General features: G+C 64.7%; 18 protein-coding genes and 2 rRNA genes (1 of these 20 only partly in view). 7 read left to right on the forward strand and 13 right to left on the reverse strand.

Annotated elements, in window-relative coordinates:
• Together ACAM55_RS02175 and rrf are read left to right on the forward strand one after the other, a co-directional pair.
• Positions 1 to 1946: ribosomal RNA gene (locus ACAM55_RS02175) — 23S ribosomal RNA — on the forward strand (it extends 928 nt beyond the left edge of the window).
• Positions 1947 to 2088: 142 nt separating this feature from the next.
• Positions 2089 to 2201, forward strand: a 5S ribosomal RNA gene (gene rrf / locus ACAM55_RS02180).
• Between the two features lie 108 nt (positions 2202 to 2309).
• On the opposite strand, the gene ACAM55_RS02185 is transcribed toward rrf, so the two are convergent.
• From ACAM55_RS02185 to hppD, 5 genes are all read right to left on the reverse strand, one after another.
• Entirely contained in the window at positions 2310 to 3239 is a 930-nt protein-coding gene (locus ACAM55_RS02185) for an MBL fold metallo-hydrolase (protein ID WP_369654461.1), read from the reverse strand.
• Positions 3240 to 4931 carry an AMP-binding protein gene (locus ACAM55_RS02190; RefSeq protein ID WP_369654462.1) on the reverse strand — a complete coding sequence of 564 codons (1692 nt, stop codon included), beginning with the start codon at positions 4929 to 4931 and terminating at the stop codon, positions 3240 to 3242.
• Between the two features lie 152 nt (positions 4932 to 5083).
• Positions 5084 to 5968, reverse strand: a complete 885-nt coding sequence (gene phhA / locus ACAM55_RS02195) for a phenylalanine 4-monooxygenase (protein WP_369654463.1) — start codon at positions 5966 to 5968, stop codon at positions 5084 to 5086.
• Positions 5969 to 5985: 17 nt separating this feature from the next.
• Positions 5986 to 6783 (reverse strand): transporter substrate-binding domain-containing protein, encoded by a 798-nt coding sequence (locus ACAM55_RS02200; RefSeq protein ID WP_369654464.1) that lies wholly within the window; start codon positions 6781 to 6783, stop codon positions 5986 to 5988.
• A 28-nt stretch (positions 6784 to 6811) separates the two neighbouring features.
• Positions 6812 to 7939, reverse strand: coding sequence for a 4-hydroxyphenylpyruvate dioxygenase (gene hppD, locus ACAM55_RS02205; protein ID WP_369654465.1), 1128 nt, complete (start codon positions 7937 to 7939; stop codon positions 6812 to 6814).
• Between the two features lie 154 nt (positions 7940 to 8093).
• On the opposite strand from hppD, the gene ACAM55_RS02210 reads away from it, so the two are divergent.
• The 4 genes from ACAM55_RS02210 (at position 8094) to lnt (ending at position 11964) form a co-directional block, all read left to right on the forward strand.
• A complete protein-coding gene (locus ACAM55_RS02210) occupies positions 8094 to 8567 on the forward strand; it encodes an Lrp/AsnC family transcriptional regulator (RefSeq protein ID WP_021012636.1) in 474 nt (157 codons plus the stop codon).
• A gap of 109 nt (positions 8568 to 8676) precedes the next feature.
• A complete protein-coding gene (locus ACAM55_RS02215) occupies positions 8677 to 9405 on the forward strand; it encodes an N-acetyltransferase family protein (protein WP_369654466.1) in 729 nt (242 codons plus the stop codon).
• 91 nt (positions 9406 to 9496) lie between these two features.
• On the forward strand, positions 9497 to 10375 hold the full coding sequence (locus ACAM55_RS02220; RefSeq protein WP_369654467.1) for an HlyC/CorC family transporter: 879 nt from the start codon (positions 9497 to 9499) through the stop codon (positions 10373 to 10375).
• Positions 10375 to 11964, forward strand: a complete 1590-nt coding sequence (gene lnt, locus ACAM55_RS02225) for an apolipoprotein N-acyltransferase (protein WP_369654468.1) — start codon at positions 10375 to 10377, stop codon at positions 11962 to 11964. The genes ACAM55_RS02220 and lnt overlap by 1 nt, the downstream gene beginning before the upstream one ends.
• Positions 11965 to 11980: 16 nt before the next feature.
• Here lnt and ACAM55_RS02230 read toward each other — a convergent pair whose 3' ends face one another.
• The 7 genes from ACAM55_RS02230 to ACAM55_RS02260 all read right to left on the reverse strand — a co-directional run bounded on the left by ACAM55_RS02230 (position 11981) and on the right by ACAM55_RS02260 (position 18811).
• Positions 11981 to 13354, reverse strand: coding sequence for an FAD-binding oxidoreductase (locus ACAM55_RS02230; protein ID WP_369654469.1), 1374 nt, complete (start codon positions 13352 to 13354; stop codon positions 11981 to 11983).
• 11 nt (positions 13355 to 13365) lie between these two features.
• Positions 13366 to 14172, reverse strand: a complete 807-nt coding sequence (locus tag ACAM55_RS02235; protein WP_369654470.1) for an ABC transporter permease — start codon at positions 14170 to 14172, stop codon at positions 13366 to 13368.
• The gene (locus ACAM55_RS02240) at positions 14169 to 14999 is read right to left on the reverse strand and encodes an ABC transporter ATP-binding protein (protein ID WP_369654471.1); all 831 of its coding nucleotides are present in this window, start codon (positions 14997 to 14999) and stop codon (positions 14169 to 14171) included. Before ACAM55_RS02240 ends, ACAM55_RS02235 begins: the two co-directional genes overlap by 4 nt.
• 10 nt (positions 15000 to 15009) lie before the next feature.
• On the reverse strand, positions 15010 to 15996 hold the full coding sequence (locus ACAM55_RS02245; RefSeq protein WP_369654472.1) for an ABC transporter substrate-binding protein: 987 nt from the start codon (positions 15994 to 15996) through the stop codon (positions 15010 to 15012).
• A gap of 73 nt (positions 15997 to 16069) precedes the next feature.
• The gene (locus ACAM55_RS02250) at positions 16070 to 16933 is read right to left on the reverse strand and encodes a creatininase family protein (protein ID WP_369654473.1); all 864 of its coding nucleotides are present in this window, start codon (positions 16931 to 16933) and stop codon (positions 16070 to 16072) included.
• Positions 16934 to 16949: 16 nt separating this feature from the next.
• Complete coding sequence (locus ACAM55_RS02255; RefSeq protein WP_369654474.1) at positions 16950 to 18227, reverse strand: amidohydrolase family protein; 1278 nt, start codon at positions 18225 to 18227, stop codon at positions 16950 to 16952.
• Positions 18224 to 18811, reverse strand: a complete 588-nt coding sequence (locus tag ACAM55_RS02260) for an NAD(P)H-dependent oxidoreductase (RefSeq protein WP_369654475.1) — start codon at positions 18809 to 18811, stop codon at positions 18224 to 18226. Before ACAM55_RS02260 ends, ACAM55_RS02255 begins: the two co-directional genes overlap by 4 nt.
• Before the next feature lie 231 nt (positions 18812 to 19042).
• Here ACAM55_RS02260 and ACAM55_RS02265 point away from each other — a divergent pair, with 231 nt between their 5' ends.
• Positions 19043 to 20002 carry a TauD/TfdA dioxygenase family protein gene (locus tag ACAM55_RS02265; RefSeq protein ID WP_369654476.1) on the forward strand — a complete coding sequence of 320 codons (960 nt, stop codon included), beginning with the start codon at positions 19043 to 19045 and terminating at the stop codon, positions 20000 to 20002.
• Between the two features lie 144 nt (positions 20003 to 20146).
• Here the strand turns inward: ACAM55_RS02265 and ACAM55_RS02270 are convergent, their stop codons facing one another.
• Positions 20147 to 21367, reverse strand: a complete 1221-nt coding sequence (locus ACAM55_RS02270) for an MFS transporter (RefSeq protein WP_369654477.1) — start codon at positions 21365 to 21367, stop codon at positions 20147 to 20149.
• Positions 21368 to 21393 lie beyond the last annotated feature (26 nt).

Consider the following 21393-nt stretch of genomic DNA (forward strand, 5'->3'; position numbering starts at 1 on the left):
GAGACAGAGCACCGGGTGCTAACGTCCGGACTCAAGAGGGAAACAACCCAGACCGCCAGCTAAGGTCCCTAAAATTGGCTAAGTGGGAAACGAAGTGGGAAGGCTAAAACAGTCAGGATGTTGGCTTAGAAGCAGCCATCATTTAAAGAAAGCGTAATAGCTCACTGATCGAGTCGTCCTGCGCGGAAGATGTAACGGGGCTAAGCCAGTTACCGAAGCTGCGGATTTGCAATTTATTGCAAGTGGTAGGAGAGCGTTCTGTAAGCCTGTGAAGGTGCGTTGTAAAGCGTGCTGGAGGTATCAGAAGTGCGAATGCTGACATGAGTAGCGTTAAAGGGGGTGAAAAGCCCCCTCGCCGTAAGCGCAAGGTTTTCTACGCAACGTTCATCGGCGTAGAGTGAGTCGGCCCCTAAGGCGAGGCAGAGATGCGTAGCTGATGGGAAACAGGTCAATATTCCTGTACCGATATATAGTGCGATGTGGGGACGGATCTTAATAGGTCATCCAGTTATTGGATTATTCTGGTTTAGTTGGATGTAGGCGTGCATTAGGCAAATCCGGTGCACATATACCGAGGCCAACGATCGAGCGGACTTGTCCGTGAAGTGACTGAACGAGGTTCCAGGAAAAGCCACTAAGCTTCAGCTATATACGACCGTACCGCAAACCGACACTGGTGCGCGAGATGAGTATTCTAAGGCGCTTGAGAGAACTCAGGAGAAGGAACTCGGCAAATTGACACCGTAACTTCGGAAGAAGGTGTGCCCTATTAGTGTGTAGTGAACAACGAAGCATGAATGGGTTGCAAAAAATCGGTGGCTGCGACTGTTTATTAAAAACACAGCACTCTGCAAACACGAAAGTGGACGTATAGGGTGTGACGCCTGCCCGGTGCTGGAAGATTAAATGATGGGGTGCAAGCTCTTGATTGAAGTCCCAGTAAACGGCGGCCGTAACTATAACGGTCCTAAGGTAGCGAAATTCCTTGTCGGGTAAGTTCCGACCTGCACGAATGGCGTAACGATGGCCACACTGTCTCCTCCTGAGACTCAGCGAAGTTGAAATGTTTGTGATGATGCAATCTCCCCGCGGAAAGACGGAAAGACCCCATGAACCTTTACTGTAGCTTTGTATTGGACTTTGAACAGATCTGTGTAGGATAGGTGGGAGGCTTTGAAGCAGGGTCGCTAGATCTTGTGGAGCCAACGTTGAAATACCACCCTGGTGTGTTTGAGGTTCTAACCTAGGTCCATTATCTGGATCGGGGACAGTGCATGGTAGGCAGTTTGACTGGGGCGGTCTCCTCCCAAAGCGTAACGGAGGAGTTCGAAGGTACGCTAGTTACGGTCGGACATCGTGACGATAGTGCAATGGCATAAGCGTGCTTAACTGCGAGACTGACAAGTCGAGCAGATGCGAAAGCAGGACATAGTGATCCGGTGGTTCTGTATGGAAGGGCCATCGCTCAACGGATAAAAGGTACTCTGGGGATAACAGGCTGATACCGCCCAAGAGTTCATATCGACGGCGGTGTTTGGCACCTCGATGTCGGCTCATCTCATCCTGGGGCTGTAGCCGGTCCCAAGGGTATGGCTGTTCGCCATTTAAAGAGGTACGTGAGCTGGGTTTAAAACGTCGTGAGACAGTTTGGTCCCTATCTTCCGTGGGCGCTGCAGATTTGAGGAAGCCTGCTCCTAGTACGAGAGGACCGGAGTGGACACACCTCTGGTGTATCGGTTGTCACGCCAGTGGCATTGCCGAGTAGCTAAGTGTGGAAGAGATAACCGCTGAAAGCATCTAAGCGGGAAACTCGTTTCAAGATGAGATCTGCCGGGGCCTTGAGCCCCCTAAAGAGTCGTTCAAGACCAGGACGTTGATAGGTCAGGTGTGGAAGCGCAGTAATGCGTTAAGCTAACTGATACTAATTGCTCGTGCGGCTTGACCCTATAACTTTGATCAATCAGATCAAGGTGTTATGCCAAGTTGACGCATTCAAAATACATTCAAACAGCGCAGATACTGCGTGCTGATTCCAAACTCTATGAATTCGTTTGATTGATCACGTGATCAGTCAGACAACAAGTTATGCCTGATGACCATAGCGACGTGGTACCACTCCTTCCCATCCCGAACAGGACAGTGAAACGCGTCAGCGCCGATGATAGTGCGGGTTCCCGTGTGAAAGTAGGTCATCGTCAGGCTCTTACAGCCTGGAAAAGCCCAACACAGCGTGTTGGGCTTTTTCTTTTGGTGCTTTGAAAAAGCGCGTCATCATCCGGTGACGCGCTTTTTTATTGCCGCAAAACAGGTTAGATATTGCGAATGCTGGTTGCATCCATTTCGGCGGCGCCCGCGCTGACCAATTCGGCCAGGATATCGTCGGCCAATTGATGCAGCTCCGTATCGGCAAAGAAGCGCGAGCGAATCACGCCCAGATACGACGCGCTTCGAAGCCAGGCCTCCCAGTCGTCGGGGGCAATGGATTGCACTTCCAATAGTTTGAACTTCATCAGCACCTTGATGGCATGCCGCGCATGCTTCACAGGGTCGCGCTGAAGACCGTCGAGCCGGCGGCGCGCTGTGGCCAGGGCGCCGCCGACATCGTCGAAGACGCGCCCGTGCCCTGGAATCACCTGCAGCGGCGCCAGCGCCTCGATCCGATCCAGCGTGGCCGCCACGTCTTCGAACGACGGTTCGCCCGCAAGCTCGGGAAAGGCAATGCCAAACCCGTTTTCCCACAAGGCGTCTGCTGAGATCAGTGTCCGAGAGAGCGGATCGAACAGAATGATCGAATGAGGATCGTGGCCGGGCGCACTGTGCACCTGCCACGGCCTGTCGCCCAGCACGCATTGCTCCCCCGGCTGCAACAAGCCGGTGAACTGGAACCGCGGGCAGATCTGCCCTGTCGCACGAAAGCTCAAGCGCTCCTCGTCCCACCGCTCCACCAATGCCGCCTCGCCCGGTGGAATGTCCGTTCGAAGCGCCGGGTAGCGTTGCTGCAAGGCGGCGTTGCCGCCGCAGTGATCACTGTGCAGGTGCGTATTCAGAATCCGATCGAGCGGCCGTGTGCCCAAGGTCGATTCGACCAGCGCCAGAGTCTGCTCGGCGTGCGTGGCATACCCGGTGTCGACCAGCGCGGTCTCTTTGGCCCCGATGAACAGGATGTTGTTCGACGAAAGCCAGCCGCGCTCGTAGACGACGAGATTCGCCGGCAGCCCGGCCGCGGCCTGGTGGCTCATTCAGGCGCTCGCGCTGGCGCGCAACTCCCGCCGCAGGATCTTCCCGACATTGGTCTTGGGCAAGGCATCCCGGAACTCGATGTGCTTGGGCCGCTTGTAGCCGGTGAGTTGTCCATTGCAGTATTGCAGCACGGCGTCTTCGGTCAGTGTGGGGTCCCTGCGCACCACAAAAACCTTGATCGCCTCGCCTTGCTTCTCGTCCGGCACCCCGACGGCGGCGCATTCGACCACACCAGGGCACAACGAGATCACGTTTTCGAGTTCGTTCGGAAAAACATTGAAGCCACTGACCAGGATCATGTCCTTCTTGCGGTCGACGATGCGGCTGTAGCCGTCCTCCTGCATGACGGCGATGTCGCCGGTGCGCATGAATCCGTCGGCCGTGAAAGCGGCAGCCGTTTCGGCCGGTTGGTTGTAGTAGCCTCTCATCACGTTGGGGCCCTTGATGCAGAGCTCGCCTGGCGATCCGACCGGCAGGGAGTTGCCTTCGTCGTCCTTGATGGCGATCTCGATGCTCGGCAGCGGCAAGCCGATGGTTCCCGTGAACTCGGTGTTCGATACGGGATTGTTGGTGCCAATGGCGCAGGTTTCGCTCATGCCCCAGCCTTCGATCATCGGACAGCCCGTGGCCTCGAACCACCGCCGGGCCGTGCCCTCGGAAGCGGCCATTCCGCCCGCCTGCGACACGAACAGCGTCGAGAAATCGATCGACTTGAACTCGGGATGCATCAGCAGCGCATTGAACAGCGTGTTCACCGCGGGCAGCATGTGGAACGGGCGTTTCTTGAGCACCGCGATGAATTTATTGAAATCGCGCGGATTCGGGATCAGCGTCATGTGCGACCCCTGGCGGATGACCAGGAGGCAGAGCGTGAGCGCGAAGATGTGATACAGCGGCAGCGCGGCAATGCTGTTGACCTTCGCCAGGTCGCCCGCCTTCGAAAGCGCGGGCGTGAACCACGCCTCCGCCTGCAAGGTGGCCGCGACGATGTTGCGATGCGTCAGCACCGCACCTTTCGACAAGCCTGTGGTGCCACCGGTGTATTGCAGGAACGCGATCGAATCGAGCGTGCTCTGGTCCGCCGCCAGCGTGCGTCCGCGCCCCTCTTCGATGACCTTCGGAAACGGCGTCACGGTTCGGCCGTTGCCCAGGGGCAGCTTGTAGGGCGGAACCATCTTCGCCAGGTGGCGAACCGCGACGGTGATCCATGCGCCGTAGAGGCCGCCCAGCAGATCGCCCATCGACGTGACGATCACATGCTTGACGGGCGTGCGCTCGATCACCTGCTCCAGCGTCGCAGCGAAGTTCTCCAGGATGACGATGGCCGTGGCGCCCGAGTCCTTGAGCTGGTGTTCGAGTTCGCGCGCCGTATAGAGCGGATTGACGTTGACGCAGGTATAGCCGGCCCTGAGCACACCGCACATCGTGACGGCGAACTGCGGCACGTTGGGCAGCATGATGGCCACCCGCGCGCCCGGCTCGAGGCCGAGCGACTGGAGCCATGCGCCCAGCGCCTTCGACAACGTGTCGAGCTCGCCATACGACATCCAGCGCTCCATGCAGACCGAGAACGGCCGTTCGGCGTAGCGTCCGAAGGCTTCGTCGAACATGTGAGGCAGGGAACGGTACTGTTCCGGATGGATCTCGTGCGGCACGTCGGCCGGGTAGTTTTGTCGCGCGGATGTCTGCATGCAAGCTCCTTTTGCGCGGATTGTGGGAGCCAGATGCAGCCAGCCGCCAGCGGGCTTGTCCTAGGAGCGGGGCGGTCGCTGTCGCGCATGCGATAGCCGTGCGGCAGCGCGCAGCGCGCGAGAGCGCCGCAATCGAACCGGGAAGCGCGTTTTCAGGCTTTGCCGGTCTCGCCGGGCAGCAGCACGCCGGCGGGGATGTCGGACTCGACCTCGAGGGCGCGGTAGAGCGGCGTGAAGTCGGGCGCCGTGAGTTCGAACAACTGCGCGAAGCTCTCGATCACGAAATAGTTGGCCTGGTAGGTGTCGATCTTGTAGAGCGTGCGCATGGCGCGCAGCAGGTCGAGCGGCAGCCGGTGCGGCTCGTCGCTGCGCACCGCGTGCTGCAGCTCGCCCACCGAGCTCAGAATCCCGGCGCCGTATGCCCGAAGCCCGTCGGGCTGGCGGATGAGGCCGAACTCGACCGTGTACCAGTACAGCCGCGCCAGCTTCTCGCCGGCACCCAGTTCGTGCGCCTTGATGCCGCCCTCGCCATAGCGCTGCACGTAGTCGGCGAAGGTCGGGTCGAACAGCATCGGCACGTGGCCGAACAGGTCATGGAATACATCGGGCTCGACGATGTAGTTGAACTCCTCCGGTTTCCGGATCCAGTCGGTCACCGGAAACTTGCGATTCGCCAGCAGGGTGAAGAACGGCAGCTCGGGAATCAGCCCTGGCACCGCGACGATTTCCCAACCGGTGGCGTGGCGCAGCCGTTGGTTGATTTCCTCGAAGCGAGGGATGCGGTCCTTCACGCCCAGCAAAGGCAGCGCGTTGATGAACGCATCGCAGGCCAGGCCCGGCAGCTGCGCCGCCTGCCGCTCGTAGAGCCGCCTGTAGGTGTCGTGATCGGCCGGCGTGTAGCTGGCCCAGTCCTGCGGGCAGGTGTAGTCGGCCTGCACCGAGCCGCCGCGCGAATAGTCGCCGCGCGGCGGGCGATCGGAAGCACCGTAGACGACGGGCGTGACGGCGGCAGGGGCGGCGGCGGCGAGAGTGTCCATGAGAAAGAGCTGTTTGGTTATTTGAGCCAGCGGTCCATCACGCGCTGGAAGTCGCCGCCGGCTTGCTGCAGGTGCAGCCATTGGTCGACATACGCCTTGAAGGCCACATCGTCGCGCGGCAGCATCCAGGCCATCTCGCCGTACTGCAGCGGCTTGTCGGGGTTGATGGCGCAGAGCCCGGGCTTGAGCTTCTGCTGCGTGATGGCTTCGGCGGATTCGGTCACGAACACGTCGGCGCGGTTCGCAAGGATTTCGTCGAAGATCGTCACGTTCTCGCCATGCATCGTGAGCTTGGCCTGCTTGAAGTTGGCGCGCGCAAAGCGCTCGTTGCTGCCGCCCGGATTGAAGATGACCCGCGTCGAAGGCTTGTCGATGTCGGCCACGGTCCGGTACTTGGCAACGTCGGCGCAGCGCGCGATCGGCGCCTTGCCGTTCACCATGTAGGGCGCGCTGAAGAAGGCGCGTTTCTGCCGGTCGGTGGTCACGGACACACCGCCAACGGCCATGTCGCACTTGCCGGCGGTGAGGTCGGGCAGCAGGTTCGCCCAGGTGGTCTTCACCCACTCCGGCTTGGCGCCGAGGCTGGTGCTGAAGCCCGTCATGAGGTCCACGTCGATGCCTTCGAACGAGCCGTCGGCCTTCTGGAAGCTGAACGGCTTGTAGTCACCAGGCGTGCAGATGCGCAGCGCCGCGGCCTTCTGCACCGCATCCAGACGCGAGGCGCCGGCCGCCGGCGTGGCCGGCGCCATGGCGCAACCCGAAAGAACGGCCGCGGCCGCGATGAGAGTCAAGCCGATCGAAAACGTGCTGCGCATGGGGGCTCCTGGCCAGTGAAAGAGACGCTTATTTTGCGGCCGACAGTACGCCGCGGCGCATCTGGTCGAGCTCGATGCTCTCGAACAACGCCTTGAAGTTGCCGTTGCCGAAGCCGTCGTCGCCCTTGCGCTGGATGAACTCGAAGAAGATCGGTCCGAGCTGGTTCTCGCTGAAGATCTGCAGCAGCAGCGCGTCTTTCTTGCCGTCGATCAGGATCTTGCGCTTTTGGAGCTCGGCCACGCTTTCGCCGTGCCCCGGAATGCGCTTGTCGACCAGTTCGTAGTACGTGTCGATGGTGTCGAGCAGGGTGACGCCGTTGGCGCGCAGCGCATCGACGGTTTCATACAGGTTGTCCGAGCCCATCGCAATGTGCTGGATGCCTTCGCCGTGGTACATGTCCAGGTACTCCTGGATCTGGCCGGCCTGCTCCTTGCCTTCTTCATTGATCGGGATGCGGATCTTGCCGCAGGGGCTGGTCATGGCCTTGCTCTTCACGCCCGTGACCTGGCCTTCGATGTCGAAGTACTTGATCTCGCGGAAGTTGAAGAGCTTCTCGTAGAAGGCGGCCCAGACGTTCATGCGGCCGCGGTACACGTTGTGCGTCAGATGGTCGATGTAGGTCAGGCCGTTGCCCTTGGGCGCCAGCGCATCCTCCGAGGCCACCCCCGGCAGCGGTTCGAAATCGACGTCATAGAAACCGATGTTGCCGATGTCGCCGGGCTTGGCGCCGTTCTTGCCGGGCCAGCGGTCGACCAGGTAGATCAGGCTGTCGCCGATGCCTTTGATGGCCGGGATGTTCAGTTCGCCAGGACCTGCCTTGTCGGCAAAACCCCAGGCGCCCAGCGAGATGGCGCGCTCGTAGGCCTGCTTGGCGTCCTGCACCCGGAATGCGATGGCGCAGACGCTCGGGCCGTGTTCGCGCGCAAAGCGCTGGGCGAACGAGTCGGGCTCGGCATTCACGATGAAATTGATCGTGCCCTGGCGGTACAGCAGCACGTTCTTGTGGCGATGCCTGGCCACCGCCGTGAAGCCCATGCGCTCGAACACCTTGCCCATGGCCACCGGGTCCGGCGCCGCGTACTCGATGAATTCGAAGCCGTCGGTCCCCATCGGGTTCTCCCAGGGCGTGAAAGGGGGGGCGTCGGCGTGGCTCATGGGGGGTCTCCAGAAGTGGGTTCGAATGAATGAAACAGTCAGTGAAAGGGCGAGAACGACCAGTGGTGCACTGTAGAGCGGATCCCCCTCACGTTTTCAGCGTTAATGGGCGCTGAAAATGGCCATGACGCAGTAAAACTGCGAAAATGCCAATATGGAAGCACTCGACAAGATTGATAGGTTGATTCTGCGCACGCTGCAAGCAGACGGCCGCGCCACCTACGACCAGATCGCTGAACAGGTGAGCCTGTCGCCCAGCGCCGTGCTCCGGCGGGTCAAGCGGCTGGAAGAAAGCGGCGTCATCGACCGCTACGTCGCGCTCGTCCGCCCCGAAGTCATCGGTCTCGGCCTCACCGCCTATCTGAACGTCCGGCTCGAAAAGCACACCGAAAGCCACAAGCGCAACCCCATGGACCTGTTCCGTGCCAGCGTGCAGACCTGGCCCGAAGTCGTCGAGTGCGCGGCTCTCACGGGCGATATGGACTACCTGCTGCGCGTGGTGGTCGCCGACATGGGGCACTACAGCCGCTTCATCATGGACACCCTGCTCAAGCATCCCAGCGTCGAGGATTGCAAGACCAGCTTCGTGCTCGACCGTGTCAAGGCCACAACGGCTGTGCCTGTCTAGCCACGAATTGGTTGCGGGAACGACACGCGCTTTGGTATGGAGACACCTATGAGGCCCGAAAGTACCCATGCTGGCTTGTTGATTAAGGGAAAACCCTTATATTTGAGCCATGCTTACCGCCAAGACCCTTCTGAAGGCGTCTCTCGGCCTCGGCTCTTTCCTGAAAGCGCCGATGGTTGAGGCGCAACCGCGCGCGAGCTCCGCGCCCACACCCGTCATGGTGCCGATCCGTTCGATCGGCCCGCGCGAACGCGAGCGCATCGCGCAGCACCTGCTGGCGTTGAGTCCGCACGACCGCTACCTGCGCTTCGGCTATGCCGCGGCCGACGAGCAAGTGCAGCGCTACGTCGACGGGCTCGACTTCGACCGCGACGAGCTTTTTGGCATCTACAACCGCAGGCTCGACCTCATTGCCATGGCCCACCTGGCGTTCGCGCCGGACGACCAGCACAGCGACTGCGCCGAATTCGGCGTCTCGGTGTCTGCGCACGCGCGCGGCCGCGGCTACGGTGCCCGGCTGTTCGAGCGTGCCGTGGTCGTGGCGCGCAACGAAGGCGTGGGCATGCTCTTCATCCATGCGCTGAGTGAAAACGCCGCCATGCTGAAGATCGCCCGCAACGCTGGTGCCACCGTGGTGCGCAGCGGTTCCGAGTCCGAGGCGCATCTGCAGCTGCCGAGCGCCACCTTCGACAGCCGCATGAGCGAGATCGCGCTCGAGCACTACGCGGCGGTCGATTACCAGCTCAAGACCCGCGCCAAGCAGTTCTGGGCCGTTCTCGCCAGCCTGCAGGAAGTGCGCAGCGGCATGAGAGACGCGCGCAGCAAATCTGCCCCTTGAGCGTCCTGGAGAAAGGGCCATGAGGGCCGTGCGGTAGAGCCTGTCACGCGCAATCCGGTATCCTTGCAGCTCTTCAACTACGCCTCCCGCAGTGGCCGAACCTCACTCTGAACGCGCTCCCGTCGAACGGGAAGACAAGCGCGGCTTTCTCCAGAAGCTGGCCGAATTCATTCACCCCGGTCCCGACTCGCGCGACGAGTTGATCGAAACCCTCGCCGACGCCGAGGACAACGAGGTGATCGGCGCCGAGTCGCGCGTGATGCTCGAGGGCGTACTGCGCATGGCCGACATGACGGCCGGCGACGTCATGGTTGCCGCCCCGCGCATGGACCTGGTGAACATCGATGCGCCCTTCGACGCGCTGCTGCATCTGGTCATCGACACCGCGCACTCGCGCTTCCCGGTGTATGAAGGGGAAAAAGAAAACATCATCGGCATCCTGCTGGCGAAAGACCTGCTCAAGCTGCAGCGTGCGCCGGGGCTCAACATCCGCGCACTGCTGCGCCCCGCGACCTTCGTTCCCGAGAGCAAGGGCCTGAACGACCTGCTGCGCGAGTTCCGCGGCAACCGCAACCACCTGGCCATCGTGATCGACGAGTTCGGCCGCGTGGCCGGCCTCATCACCATCGAGGACGTGCTCGAGCAGATCGTCGGAGAGATCGAAGACGAATTCGACATTGCCGAGGACGAAGGCGACATCTTCGGCCTGGCCGACCACACCTACCGCGTCTCGGGCGACACGCCCATCGAACGCGTGGCCGAAGCCTTCGGCATCGCCTTCGACGAAGAACAGCTGAGCGAAGACTTCGACACCATCGGCGGACTCATTGCGCACGAGATGGGCCACGTTCCCAAGCGCGGCGAGCATCACGCCATCGGCGGCTTCGACTTCGTGGTGCTGCACACCAAGGGCGGAGCCGTGCGCTGGTTCAAGGTGTCCCCGGCCCGCGGCAGCGACGCGGCCGACTGATGCCGCTGCCCGCAGCGGCAACGCTCCGCACACAGCCGACCTTTTCCGCCGTGGGCCTGCTGCGCCTTCTCGGCTTCGCGCTGGCAGGGCTCGCGCAGGCCGCCGCCATCGCCTGGCCCGCGAACGGCCGCCCGCTGTGGTGGCTGCAGCTCGTTTCACTGGCGGCACTCGTCGGCCTGCTCGACTGGCTGCGCACCGAAGGCGCGGGCTGGCGCCGCGCCGGCCTGCATGGCTGGCTTTTCTCGGCGGCGTGGCTCACCGGCAGCTTCTGGTGGCTTTTCATCTCGATGCACACCTACGGCGGGCTTCCGGCGCCGCTTGCGGTCATTGCGGTGCTCTTGCTTGCGGCGGCGCTCGGGCTCTACTACGCCGCCGCCTGTGCCTGGTTCGTTGCTCGGGGGCCGAGGGACCCTGTGGCAGGCGCGCTGGTCTTCTCCGCGCTGTGGACGCTGGCCGAACTCGTGCGCGGCAGCTGGTTCACCGGCTTCCCCTGGGGGGCCGGCGGCTATGCGCACGTCGAGGGGCCTCTGGCCGCCTGGGCACCCTGGATCGGCGTGTACGGCATCGGCGCGATCGCCGCGCTCGTGGCGGCACTCGTTGCACTGACGCGCCCCGCCCGCACCTCGGGCCTGGTGCAGGCCCTGGTCCTCGTCATTGCTGCGTTCGCGGCGCCGCACCTGGTCAACCCGCTGCCCGCCGGCGCGCAGGGTGACAAGGGCTCGAGCGGCCACCTGCAGATGGCACTGCTGCAGGGCAATATCCCGCAAGACGAAAAATTCATTCCGGGCGGCGGCATCGACCTCGCCCTGCGCTGGTATGGCGAACAGCTGCGCGATGCCAAGGCCTCACTGGTCGTCACGCCCGAAACCGCGCTGCCGCTGCTGCCGCAGCAACTGCCCGCCGGCTATCTGGACGCCATCCAGGCGCGCTACAGCCAGGGCACGCAGGCCGCCATCGTCGGCCTGCCGCTGGGCGGCCAGGGCACCTACAGCAACGCGGTGCTCGGCTTCCAGCCCGGTGCCGCGCAGCCCTATAGCTACAGCAAGCACCACCTCGTTCCGTTCGGCGAATTCATTCCTCCGGGCTTTCGCTGGTTCATCCGGATGATGAACATTCCGCTCGGCGACTTCGCCCGCGGCGGCCTGGCGCAGGCGCCTTTCGCATGGCAGGGCCAGCGTGTTGCGCCCAACATCTGCTACGAAGACCTGTTCGGCGACGAGATCGGCGCCAACTTCAAGAACGAGGCCGCGGCCCCGACCATCCTCCTCAACGTGAGCAACATCGCGTGGTTCGGCAACTCGGTGGCCATCGACCAGCACCTCGCCATTTCCCGCATGCGTTCGCTCGAATTCGCGCGGCCGATGGTGCGGGCCACCAACACCGGCGCAACCGTGGTCATCGACGCCGAAGGCCGTGTCACGCACGAGCTGCCGCGGCTCACGCGCGGCGTGCTCGAGGCGTCGGTCGAAGGCCGCACGGGGCTCACGCCCTTTGCGCGCTGGGTGGCGCCGTTCGGCCTGTGGCCGCTGTGGATCGCCGCGTTCGCGGTCGTGGCCATCGCCTTCTTGCTGCGCCGCCGCCCGGGCTGACGCAGGGCGATGGTCGTCAGGCCGTCGTAGGCGCGGCCTTCACCGGCCAGTCGCGCAGCTTGCCCGGATTCAGCAGGCCCATCGGATCGAAGCGCTTTTTCGTCTCGATGACCTCGGGCGGCAGCGGTCCGCCGGCCTTGCCGTCTTCCACGATGTTCACGTGCGGGTTGTTGATGTGCACGCCGTGCGCGCGGTGAATGTCGATGATCTGCGCGAGCCGCTCCTCGGTGCTGAAACGCACCAGCTGCAATCCGCTGCAGGTCATGAGCCCGGCCACGTTGCGCAGGAACTCGACATGCATCATCACTTCGCCACCGAGAAGTTGCTCCATTTCGATGATCTGCTCGACATGCCGGCCCGGCACGAAGCCGCTCTGCAGGTACGTGAGCGTCGGGTCGACCTTGAGCGCATGCAGCGTGGTGTGGTTCCAGGTGAACTCCATCAGCGTGCGGTTGCTCTTCTGCACCTCGGCTGCTGTCTTGCGATAGGCCACCGTGCCGCCATGCGCTTCGGCCAGTTGCAGCAATGCGGGCTCGCACGATTCGGCGACCAGCGACAGCACCGTGTGGCAGCCCTTGGGCAGGTGCGCGGCAAGCTGCGCGAGGTGGTCCGCAATCGGCGCCCCGAAGAACGCGATTTCGCGCTTCACGATCCCTGGCGCATTCGCCAGCTTGTCGGCGAAATGCAGCGCGTCTGCAAAGCCGTCGAAAGTCACGAGCGTTTCGAGCCAGGGGTGGGCGGGCGCGAGTGCAATCTCCAGTTCCAGCACCAGGCCGTTGGTGCCCCAGAGATGGTGCATGCGCATGGCCTCCGGGCCGCGCAGCTCGACCATCTGCGGCTCAGCCTCGATGGTCATCGCGCGGATGCCGAGCACATTGCCGGGTGCGCCGAGCGGCCCGTAGTTGATGGAGCCCACGCCGCCGAAGCCACCGCCGAACAGGCCACCGAGCGTGGCACTGCGGTAGGTAGAGGGTAAGCAGCGCATCTCCTGTCCGGTGGGTTTGGTCTGCTTCTCGAGCTCGCCCAGGCGAATGCCGGCCTGCGCGCGCGCCACCCCGGGCTTCACCCACAGGAAGGCGTTGTAGCCGGTCATGTCGAGCACCACGCCGCCCGCCAGCGGCGTGGTCTGGCCGTAGTTGCCGGTGCCGCTGCCGCGGAGGGTGATCGGTACGTTGTGCCGCGCGCAGGCGCCGACCACGGCGCGGATCTCGGCCTCGGTGCGCGGACGCACGGCCACGTCGGCGCGCTTGTCTTTCAATTGGCGGTTCAGCACCGGGCTGAACCACGAGAAGTCTTGCGACAACCGGGCCACGCGGCTTTCGTCGGTGATCCAGTCGAGTTCGGGCAGCTCGAACAGCAGCTGTTCGATGGCGGTAATGGAGGCGTTCATGGTCAAGGTTTTCAATCCTGGGAAAGTTCGCTCGCGTGCCACGAGCCCAGCGCCAGCTTGGTGAGCCAGGCCATCAGCACGAAGAGCGCGACGCCGGTCAGCGAAATGAGCAGCAGCGCGGCGAACATGCGCGGAATGTTCAGTTGAAAGCCGGCCTGGAGAATCTGGTAGGCCAGCCCGGCGCCCGAACCACCCGTGCCAGCGACGAACTCGGCCACCACCGCGCCGATCAGCGCCAGGCCGCTCGAGATGCGCAGCCCGCCGAAGAAGTAGGGCAGTGCGCTCGGGATGCGCAGCCGCACGAGTTGCTGCCAGCGCGTTGCGCGGTTGAGCTTGAAGTAGCTCTGCAGATCGGGGTCGATGCTGCGCAGCCCCAGCGTGGTGTTGCTGATGATCGGGAACAACGCCACCAGCGCGGCGCACACCGTCATCGCGGCCACCGGGTTCTTCACCCAGATGATGATGAGCGGCGCCACCGCGACGATGGGCGTGACCTGCAGCAGCACCGCATACGGAAAGAGCGCGGTCTCGATGCGCTTGCTCTGCACGAACAGGAACGAGATCAGCACCCCTGCCACGGTGGCCAGAGCGAACGACAGCAGGGTGATCTTGAGCGTGACCAGCAGCGCGTTGCCAAGCGGCACCCAGTCGGTGACGAGCGTCTGCACCATGAGGAAGGGCGACGGCACCAGGTAGGGCGGCAGCTCCATCGCGACCACCAGCCACTGCCAGAGCGCGACCAGCACCACGCCGATGAGCACCGGGTAGAGCACGCGCTGCACGCGTGGCTGATTGAGGAGGGGCAGGCTCTTTTTCATCGCGCATGCTCCTCGTCGCCTTGGCTCGCGCGCAGCAGGCTGTCCTGCAGCCGCTTGGCATGGCGCGCGAACTCCGGGGTCACCATGAAGTCGGGTGTGCGCGGGTAGGGCTCGTCGATGTGGAACTGTTCCACCACGCGGCCCGGCCGAGCGGCCATCATCACCACGCGGGTCGAGAGGAACACCGCCTCATGGATCGAATGCGTCACGAAGATCACCGTGAGCTTCTTCTTGCGCCAGAGGTCGAGCAGGTCGGCGTCCAGCTTGTGGCGCGTGATCTCGTCGAGCGCGCCGAAGGGTTCGTCCATCAGCAGCAGGTCGGGCTGCGTGACCAGCCCGCGCGCGATCGACACCCGCATCTGCATGCCGCCCGAGAGCGCGCGCGGCAATGCATCGGCAAACTTCTCCAGGCCCACCAGCGCGAGCGACTCCATCACGCGCGCATCGGCCTCCTTGCGCGGCACGCCCGCCAGGTCGAGCGGCAGCCGCACGTTGGTGCGCACGCTGGCCCACGGCATCAGCGTGGCCGACTGGAACACGAACGACAGCTTGTGCGGGCAGCTGTGGATCTCGGCGACCGGCTTGCGCCACACCAGCAATCGGCCGTCGCTGGGCTCGAGCATGCCTGCCACCATCTTCAGCAGCGTGCTCTTGCCGCAGCCCGAAGGCCCGAGCAGCGTGACGAACTCGCCTTCGGCGATCGACAGGTCCACCGGCAGCAGCGCCTGCGTGCCGTTGGGATAGGTCTTCTCGGCCGAGAGCACTTCCACCGCGGGCACGGCAGGCGCCGTTGGCGGGGCGAGGGTATGGGGCTCGATGCGATTCATGGTGCGAGACTCAAGGCATTACCTTGGCGTCCTTGACGAACTCCGTGGTGTAGGTCTTCGCGAGCTCCACCTTCGCCGGGTCGAGCAGCTTGGCGCTCACCAGGAAGTCGTAGCTCGCCTTGGAGCGTGCGTCGGTGATCACGCCGATGCCCAGCTTGGCCGCGTCGCCGCCGGTGACCATGCCCATTTCCTTCAGCTTGGCGACGCTGTAGGCCAACTGGTCGTCGGTCATGTTGGGGTTGTCCTTCTTGATCAGCGCGTTGGCGGGCGCCGGGTCGGCGAGGTAGCTCTTCCAGCCCTCGGCCGAAGCCTTGACGAAGGCTTCCACCTGCTTGCTGCGCTCCTTCACCGTCTTTTCCATGCACGACACCGTGGTGGCATAGGCCGGAAAGCCGTGGTCGCTGAACATCAGCACGGTGCTCTTCACGCCGGCCTTCTGGATCGCGTAGGGCTCCGAGGTCAGGTAGCCCTGCTGCGCGGTGTTCTTGTCGGCCACGAAGGGCTGGATGTTGAAGGTGTAGGGCCGCGTCTGCTCGTCGGTGAAGCCGAACCTGGCCTTGAGCCACGGCCAGTAGCCGCGCTGCGCCTGTGCGCCGATCAGCAGTGTCTTGCCCTTCAGGTCTTCGAACTTCTTCACGTCGTCGTGCGCGATCAGCACCTGCGGGTCCTTCTGGAAGAAGGCCGCCACGTTGACCACCGGCACGCCGCCTTCGCGCACCTGCATCATCTGGATGTCGCTCGACCCCATGATGCAGTCGGCCTGGCCCGCAGCCATCATCTGCGTGATGTTGACCTGGGGTCCGCCCATCTTGATGGTCACGTCGAGCCCGTACTTCTTGTAGATACCCTGCGCCACCGCCTGGTAGAAGCCGCCGTGCTCGGCCTGCGCATACCAGTTGGTCATGTAGGTGAACTTGTCCTGCGCCTGGGCCGGTGTGGCGACGGCGAACAGTGCGAGCGCGGCGGCGCCGGCCATGGAAAGAGCGAAAGAACGCATGGTGGGAACCTCTCGAAGGCTGGTGGAAGAACAGTTGAAAAAAAAGCCGATGGACCGATGCAAGTAGCGCGCCTCAGGCGGGCTCGAACGACTGCTGGATGAAGCCCTGCTGGTGGCCGCGCTCCCAGGTGGTTTCCTCGCGCACGACCCAGCGCAGTGCGTGGAGCTCGGTCAGCGCCTGCACCCAGCTTTCGGAGAGCGTGTCCAGGATCTCTTCGCCTTGCTCGCGCGTGGCGCTGGTCGGATCGCCGATCACGCCGCTCGGGCCGAAGTCGCGCGCAGTCCAGGCGCAGGCCGGGCGGCCGTCGGCCGACAGCAGCTTGATCGGGAACGGCGGCGGAAAGTTGGCGGCCGCGCGCTCCATGTGCACGGTGTCGGGCGCCAGCGCGAGCATCAGCGCGGTCTCGGAATGGCCGGCGTGCATCGACAGGCGCTTTTCCTGCTCGCTGATCTGCTTGCTCGACGCATTCGGCAGGCGCGACACGCCGTGCGGCACGACCACGAAGTCGCCGTGTCTGAGGCGAAGTTCGCGCGCCGCCATCTCCAGCACCTGCGGCTGGCCGCCGTGGCCGTTGGCAAAGAGCAGCTTGCGAAAGCCCGCGCGGTAGACCGACTCGCCGATCTCCGTCACGGTCGACAGCAGCGTGGTGCCGGTCAGCGTCATGGTGCCGGGAAAGTGCAGGTGCTCTTCCGACTTGCCATAGGTGATGGTCGGCAGCGCGAAGGCGCGCACCTCGGCCGGCAGTTTCTCGAGCGCCTTGCCCATCACGCCCGAGGCGATCACGCTGTCGACCGAGCAGGGCAGGTGCGGCCCGTGCTGCTCGATGGCGCCGCACGGCAGCACGATGACCGTGTTCTCGCGGTCGGGCAGCGCGGCGATTTCGGTCCAGCTCAGGTAGGGCAGGAAGCGGTGGGGCGGTATGTAGCCGTGGAGCATGGGAGGTCCTTGTTCGTTAGCGGGGATGAAAAGGCGTCGCGTCGCCGTGCGTCACGCAGCCGTCGCGCAGTACCGCGCGGGTGGCGCTGCGCGAGGGCCAGCCGTGGCGGTCGGCCTGCGTGAACAGCACCAGGTCGGCCTTGGCGCCCACGAGCGTGGGCGTCGTCGTGGCCGGAGCGCGCTGTAGCCAGTCGCCGCGGCACAGCGCCTGCGACCAGTTGTCGAAGGGCTCGTCGAGCTGGGCCACCAGCGCGGCCGTGCCCAGCGCCTCGACGGGATCGAAGCTGCCGAGCCGGCAGAACGGGTCTTGCACGTTGTCGCTCGCAAACAGCAGCGGAATGCCGCGCTCGCGCGCTTCCTTCACCAACGTGATGCCACGCTGGCGCGGCGTGCGGCCGGTGACGGCGTCCTGCAGCAGCAAGTTGGTGGCGGGCAGCGAAACCACGGTGATCGGTGCGCGCGCCACCGCATCGAGCGTGGCAAAAGCCTGGGCTTCGGGCTGCGCAGCCAGCGCGCAGATGTGGCCGCAGACCACGCGGCCTTCAAAGCCGATCTCGCGCAGGATGCGGGCGGTGGTCGGCAAGCCGACCGCTGCGGAATTCAGCTCTTCGTCGACGTGCAGGTCGACGTCCAGGTCGCAGGCCTGCGCCGATACCAGCAGGTTGCGCAGCGCGTTCTCGCTCCAATTGGTGGAGTGCACGAAGCCGCCGAGCAACGCATGCGGCCCCGTGGCCTTCACCTGCCTGGCGAGCCGCATGGCCTGCGCGGCGTCTTCGAACAACGGCAGCTTGATGAGGCTGACCTGCTCCAGCTGCACCCGGCCCCTCCACTCCTGCGCGAGCTCGGCCATCACCGGCCAGGCGAGCGGCACCGCATCAGGCTCCCACCAGTCGACATGCGTGCGCACCTGGGTGGTGCCGCATTCCCACGCCCACTGCAGGCCGCGCGAGGCGCGCTCGTGAACGTCGCCGGCGCTCCAATGCACGCGGTCGTTCAGCATCGCGTCGATGGCGCCGAGCAGGCCCGGCTGCACCTCGTTCATGCGCGGCAGGGTGAAGGCCTTGTCCAGGTGCGTGTGGGCATCGACGAAGCCCGGCAGCACCAGCGTGCCGGCCAGGTCCCAGCTTTCAGCCGGAAGCGCGGCGTCGTCAGCGGACGCGGGCCGCACCGACTGCACGCGGCCGGCTTCGAGCCCGACGCACGCCAGCACCGGCACGCCGTCGCGGTGGGGCCAGCTTGCGGGCAGCAGCCAGCGCGGCAGGCGCGCGTTGCCGAGCAGGACGGGCGCCTTCATGCGAAGCGCGCCATCGCGGTGCCGACCCGTGCCATGAAGCGCTTGAGCTGGGGCTCGGTCGCCACGTTCATGTGATAGTGGGCGTGGTAGTCCACGCGGGCGCGCCGGCCGGTGAGCCGCAGCATGTAGCGCGTGACGATCTTGCGCGGCGGGTCGCCCATGTACCAGGCCATCCAGCGCGGCCGTCCGTAGGTGACCACGGCGCTGATGCGCTTGATGTGCGTCAGCATCGGCTTCACGTTGGCGGGATCGCTGATGTCGAAGGCCACGCCGGGCATGAAGAGCCGGTCGAAGTAGCCCTTCAGCATCGCGGGCAGGCCGAAGCACCAGGTTGGAAAGCAGAACACGATGCCCTCGGCCCACTGCAGCCGCTCCACGTACGGCTCGAGCGCCAGCCGGTTGCTTGGCACGTCGTGGTAGCCGAGCCGCTCCTCGCGCGAAAGAACCGGGTTGAAGCCCTCGGCGTACAGGTCGCAGTCGTCCACCTCGTGTCCGGCCGCGTGCAGGTTCTTCAGCACCTCCTGATGCAGGGCTGCGTGGAAGCTGGTTTCGACCGGATGGCAATAGACGACGAGCACGCGCATGGTGTTTGACCGCTTAATCAGAGCAAGTGGTCAGGTTATGCAAGCGACGTGCCAATCCGGATGCACCGGACTGGGGATCGGCCAATGGGGCGGTTCCACGAGTGTTCCGGCATAGAAGAATTGCGCATGTCCAAACACGGAGTCGTTCGTTGGACGCAGCCACGCGCCCCCAGAGAATCGGCGGCCTGCGGCCTGGCCGGTTTCCAGCTGCACGAACAGGAGATTCCCCCGATGAGCGACCACGCCCTCACTTCATCCTCCGATACGAGCTTCGGCGACCTGCGCATCCGCCGCGTCGCGGGCCACATCGGCGGCGAGGTGCAGAACCTGAAGCTGTCCGCCGACCTGCCGCGGGAGGTGATCGAGCAGCTCAACGCTGCGCTGGTGAAGCACAAGGTGTTGTTCTTCCGCGGGCAGGACCACCTCGACGACGCCGCGCACCAGGCTTTCGGCGCGCGCTTCGGCCGGACGGTGGCGCACCCCACGGTGCCGTCGCCCACGGGCACCAAGCTGTTCGAGCTCGACGCCTCCAAGGGCGGCGGGCGCGCAGATTCGTGGCATACCGACGTGACCTTCGTCGATGCGTTTCCCAAGATCTCCATCCTGCGCGGCGTGAAGATTCCCGCCTATGGCGGCGACACCGTCTGGGCCAACACGGCGCTGGCCTACGAGCGCCTTCCCGCGCAACTGAAGCAACTGGCCGACCAGCTCTGGGCCGTTCACAGCAACGACTACGACTACGGCGCCGACCGCGTGCAGGTGGAGGAAGAACGCCTGCGCCACCACCGCCACGTGTTCGTCTCGGCGGTGTACGAGGCCGAGCACCCGGTGGTGCACGTGCACCCGGTCTCTGGCGAGCGAGCGTTGCTGCTCGGGCATTTCGTGAAGAGGCTGGTGGGGCTGTCGAGCAGCGAGTCGGCGCGCATCTTCGAGCTGCTGCAGAACCGCGTGACCCGCCTGGAGAACACGGTGCGCTGGAGCTGGCAGCAGGACGACGTGGCGATCTGGGACAACCGCGCCACGCAGCACTTCGCGATCAACGACTACGGCAACCAGCCGCGCCTGGTGCGGCGCGTGACGGTGCATGGCGAAGCCGCCGTGGCCATCGACGGGCAGCGCAGCAGGACGCGCAGCCGGCCCGAAGCCACGAACGACGCGCGCATCGACGAAGTCATTTCCGCCACCGCCTGAAGCCGCACCGTCCCAACTCCATGACCCACCCATCGGCCTTCACTGTCACCTATCCCCAACTGCTGCCACCGTGGCCGGTGGCTGCCAAGGCGCATTTGTTCGACGCGGCAGGCGGCCAGCGCCTCAACTGACGAACGAACGCTGTCACGCCCGTGGCCAGAGCCGCACGGCCAGCGCAGAAGCAGCCGTGCCGGTCGCCAGCCACGTCACGCCAGCCCAGCCCCATTGGGCAAGCGCCAGCGCGCCCAGCGCCGATCCGGCCGCCATGCCGATGAACATGGCAGTGAACAGCACCGCGTTGAGCCGGCTGCGGGCACCGGGCTCGATGCCGTAGACGATGGTCTGGTGCGCGATCAGCGCCGCCTGCATGCCAAGGTCGAAGCCGATGGCGGCGAGCGCCAGCAGCCAGAGCTGCGCATGCGGCAGCATCAGCGGCGCCAGTCCCATGGCCGCGAACGACACCACCACCAGCCCGGCGCCGAGGCGCGTCACCAGTTCCGGCCCGCGCCGGTCGGCCAGTCGTCCGGCCAACGGCGCCGCCAGCGCACCCGCCGCACCGGCCAGGCCGAAGGCGCCTGCCGCCGCGCTGCCCAGGTGGAAGGGCTCGCCGTGAAGCATCACCGCCAGCGTCGACCAGAAGGCGCTGAACCCCACTGCCAGCAGCGCCTGGGCCAGCGCAGCCCTGCGCAGCGTGCCGTGGCGCGACCACAGCGTGGCCAGCGAACCGAGCAGCGCGCCGTAGGCCAGGTGCGTGGTGGGACGGAAGCGCGGCAGCCCGCGCCAGGCGGCCGCACCGATGATCGCGATGCTGGCCGCGGCCACGATGAACATCGAGCGCCAGCCGAAGTGCTCGGCCACGAAGCCGCTCACGACGCGCGACAGCAGGATGCCGAGCAGCAGCCCCGTCATCACCGTGCCGACCGTCTTGCCGCGCGTGGCTTCGGGCGCCAGCGTGGCGGCCGCGGGCACGATGTCCTGCGCCATCGTGGCCGCGAGCCCGATCGCGAGGCTGGCCGCGAGCAGCATGCCGATCGACGGGGCTGCGCCGGCCACCAGCAGCGCGGCGCACAGCGCGGCCGCCTTGGCCAGCACGATGCGGCGCCGGTCGAAGCGGTCGCCGAGCGGCGCCAGCAGCAGGATGCCGAGCGCGTAACCCAGCTGCGTCAGCGTGGGAATGAAACCCACGGCCCGGCCGGAGGCGCCGATGTCGGCACCCAGCACGCCGAGCATCGGCTGGGCGTAGTAGAGCGACGCCACCGACAAACCGGCGCCGGTGGCCAGCAGCAGGACCAGGGACGGCGGCAAATCGTGTGCCGCCGGCGCAGTGCTTTCCGCTGTTGCATGCGTTGATTGAATGGAAGACATGGCGTTAACCCTTAAACATCGAGCAG

This window comes from Variovorax sp. V213, assembly GCF_041154455.1.
Classification (GTDB): Bacteria; Pseudomonadota; Gammaproteobacteria; order Burkholderiales; family Burkholderiaceae_C; genus Variovorax.